Origin of the sequence: Planktotalea sp. (genome assembly GCF_049680325.1) — a bacterium.
Taxonomy (GTDB): domain Bacteria; phylum Pseudomonadota; class Alphaproteobacteria; order Rhodobacterales; family Rhodobacteraceae; genus Planktotalea.
In genome coordinates this window covers 1-3,090 of sequence record NZ_JBAUHO010000170.1, presented here as the reverse complement: position 1 = coordinate 3,090, position 3,090 = coordinate 1, and the positions used below count along the sequence as shown (strand labels likewise).

The 3,090-nt window shown below is 57.8% G+C and carries 3 protein-coding genes and 1 pseudogene; 3 read left to right on the top strand and 1 reads right to left on the bottom strand.

Going from position 1 to position 3,090, the window contains the following annotated elements; genetic code table 11:
- Positions 1-104: pseudogene (locus WBC85_RS07875) on the top strand (phosphate signaling complex protein PhoU); the annotation flags it as partial.
- 4 nt (positions 105-108) lie between these two features.
- Positions 109-798 (top strand): phosphate regulon transcriptional regulator PhoB, encoded by a 690-nt coding sequence (gene phoB / locus WBC85_RS07870; protein ID WP_424434922.1) that lies wholly within the window; start codon positions 109-111, stop codon positions 796-798.
- A gap of 71 nt (positions 799-869) precedes the next feature.
- On the opposite strand, the gene WBC85_RS07865 is transcribed toward phoB, so the two are convergent.
- Entirely contained in the window at positions 870-1,787 is a 918-nt protein-coding gene (locus WBC85_RS07865) for a LysR substrate-binding domain-containing protein (RefSeq protein WP_424434919.1), read from the bottom strand.
- 97 nt (positions 1,788-1,884) lie between these two features.
- On the opposite strand from WBC85_RS07865, the gene WBC85_RS07860 reads away from it, so the two are divergent.
- A partial coding sequence (locus WBC85_RS07860) for an acyl-CoA dehydrogenase (RefSeq protein WP_424434916.1) occupies positions 1,885-3,090 on the top strand: 1,206 nt, incomplete at its 3' end.

The following is a 3,090-nucleotide window of genomic DNA, read 5'->3' as shown; positions in this document are numbered from 1 at the left end:
ATATTGCAGAGCAGGTTGTCTATCTTGTGACTGGTACCGCGCCAGAAGATGATCGCCAGAAAGGTGATATTTCTTCGACCCATCTTTCGGCCTCAAAGGTGTAGCGCGATGGCAGCCGCGCAACCTTGCGTATTGCTGGTCGAGGACGAAGCGGCGCAGCGCGAGGTGCTGTCCTATAACCTGGAAGCAGAAGGGTTTCGCGTTGTGCAGGCAGGTAGCGGCGATGAGGGCCTGCTTCTGGTTTCCGAAGAAATGCCAGACCTGATCGTCCTTGACTGGATGTTGCCGGGGGTGTCGGGCATCGAGGTGTGCCGGCAGATCAAATCGCGGCAAGACACGAAAGACATACCTGTCATCATGCTGTCTGCGCGATCCGAAGAAGTGGACAAGGTCCGAGGTTTGGAAACCGGCGCGGATGATTATGTTGTCAAACCCTATTCGGTAAAGGAACTGCTGGCGCGGGTGCGCGCGCAGTTACGGCGCACGCGCGGCGCGGCAGTTGGCGCGCGCCTGAGTTTTGAGGACATCGTGCTTGACGGCGAAACCTATACTGTCACGCGCGCCGGCGAGAGCATCAAACTTGGACCGACCGAATTTCGGCTGCTCAGTCAATTCATGGAAAAACCCGGCCGCGTCTGGCCGCGCGAGCAAATGCTGGATCGGGTCTGGGGGCGCGATAGCTATGTTGATACACGCACGGTTGATGTCCATGTGGGACGTTTGCGCAAGGCTCTGACGGCCTTCGGCGGCAGCGATCCGATCCGCACGGTGCGCGGGGCAGGGTATTCGCTCGGATAAGGCAGGAGGGGGCCAGCCCCCTCCTTGGCCTTGCCAAGACTCCCCCGGAGTTTATTTGGCAAAATGAAGCGTTAGCGGGGCAGCCCGTCCTCGCCTTCGGTCTGGGTTGCGATCCAGTCGCGAAACACGCTTAGGGCAGGGTTTTGAGTATTGGTTTCTGGCCAGACCAGATAATAGGCCCCCAATGCGCGCGTCGGCCCGCCATAGGCAGTTATAAGGCGGCCAGAGGCGAGTTCCTGTTCTGCAATGAAATCGGGCAAGAGCGCAACGCCAAGCCCGTGAATAGCGGCCTGTGTTATTGTCGAAAACTGATCGAAGCGCGCGCCGGCACTGCCGGGCACAGGAGCGCCGTGCGACGCGAGCCACGTGTTCCAAGCGTCAGGGCGCGTTTGGATATGCAACAAGGGCAGGGCGCTGAGAGCCCCTGCCGATGCAAGCGCGCCGCCCTCAAGCAGGCCGGGTGCACAGACGGGAATGAGGGTTTCTTCGCGCAGCAGCAGGCTTTGGCATTCGGGCCAATGCCCGTCGCCATATTGGATCGCCGCATCAAATGGATCAGCAAGGAAGTTCACAGCCGTTAGGCGCGTTGAAAGGTTCACGGTGACATCCGGATTCAACGCCGCGAAATGGGCAAGGCGCGGCACCAGCCAGCGCATGCCAAAACTGGGCAGGATCGCAAGGCTAAGGCCACCTGCGCCGGGGTCAAGATGCAGCTGCATTGACGCGCGCGCAATCTGGGCAAGCGCCGCGCGAATTTCCTGCGCATACCGCGCGCCGGCATCACTCATACGCATGCGGCGCTTTTCCCGTAGGATTAGCGGCACGCCTAGTTGTTCTTCGAGCACCTGCAATTGCCGTGACACCGCACTTTGCGTCAGCGAAAGCTCCTGCGCTGCGCCTGTCGCTGTGCCATGGCGATCCAGCGCCTCCAGCGCGCGCAATGACGCCATCGAGGGGAGATATCGGCGGGGTAGAGAGGGCGCTTTCATATTCTTAAAACTCATGAACTGACGAGAGTATATTGTTAGCCTTATTGCGTTTGCGCGTCTATGCTGGCGACGAAATTGTCATAACAGGGCTATGAAAATGTCTGAAACATCAGCAAAACCAACGCTTCGCGCAAAAGACCAACCTGATCTGAGTTCATTTCAGTGGGACGATCCATTTCGGTTGGCCGACCAGCTTACAGAAGATGAGCGCATGATCGCTGAAAGCGCGCGCGCCTATGCGCAAGAAAAGCTACAGCCGCGCGTGTTGGAGGCGTTTCAGGAAGAGAAAACCGACGCGAGCATTTTTCGCGAAATGGGCGATATGGGACTTTTGGGCACAACGATTCCAGAGGAATACGGCGGGCTCGGTGGCGGTTACGTCAGCTACGGTCTGGTCGCGCGCGAGGTTGAGCGCGTGGATAGCGGATACCGTTCGATGATGTCTGTGCAAAGCTCGCTCGTGATGTATCCGATCTATGCCTATGGCAGCGAAGAGCAGCGTAAGAAGTACCTTCCGAAACTGGCGTCCGGCGAGTGGATCGGCTGTTTTGGCCTGACAGAGCCTGATGCGGGGTCCGATCCTGCGGGCATGAAAACACGCGCAGAAAAGACCGCCACCGGGTACAAATTGACCGGCTCGAAAATGTGGATATCCAACAGCCCGATTGCCGATGTGTTTGTTGTCTGGGCCAAGTCCGAAGAGCATGGTGGAAAGATCCGTGGATTCGTCCTTGAGAAAGGCATGAAGGGTTTGAGCGCGCCAAAAGTTGGCAACAAACTGTCCTTGCGAGCCTCTATCACAGGCGAGATTGTCATGGATGGTGTCGAGGTTGGTAATGACGCGTTGCTGCCGCATGTTCAGGGCCTCAAAGGACCGTTCGGCTGCCTTAACCGTGCACGCTATGGCATCAGCTGGGGCGCGATGGGCGCGGCTGAATTCTGCTGGCATGCTTCGCGTCAATACGGACTAGATCGCAAACAGTTTGGCAAGCCTTTGGCGCAGACACAGTTGTTCCAGAAAAAGCTGGCCGACATGCAAACAGAGATCGCTCTGGGGCTACAGGCAAGTCTACAGGTAGGGCGTTTGATGGATAGCGCAAATGCGGCGCCCGAGATGATTTCGATCGTCAAACGTAACAACTGCGGCAAGGCATTGGATATCGCGCGTATGTCGCGGGATATGCATGGCGGCAATGGCATTTCGGCCGAGTTCCACGTGATCCGCCATATGGTAAACCTGGAGACAGTGAACACCTATGAAGGCACGCATGATGTTCACGCGCTAATCCTTGGGCGCGCGCAA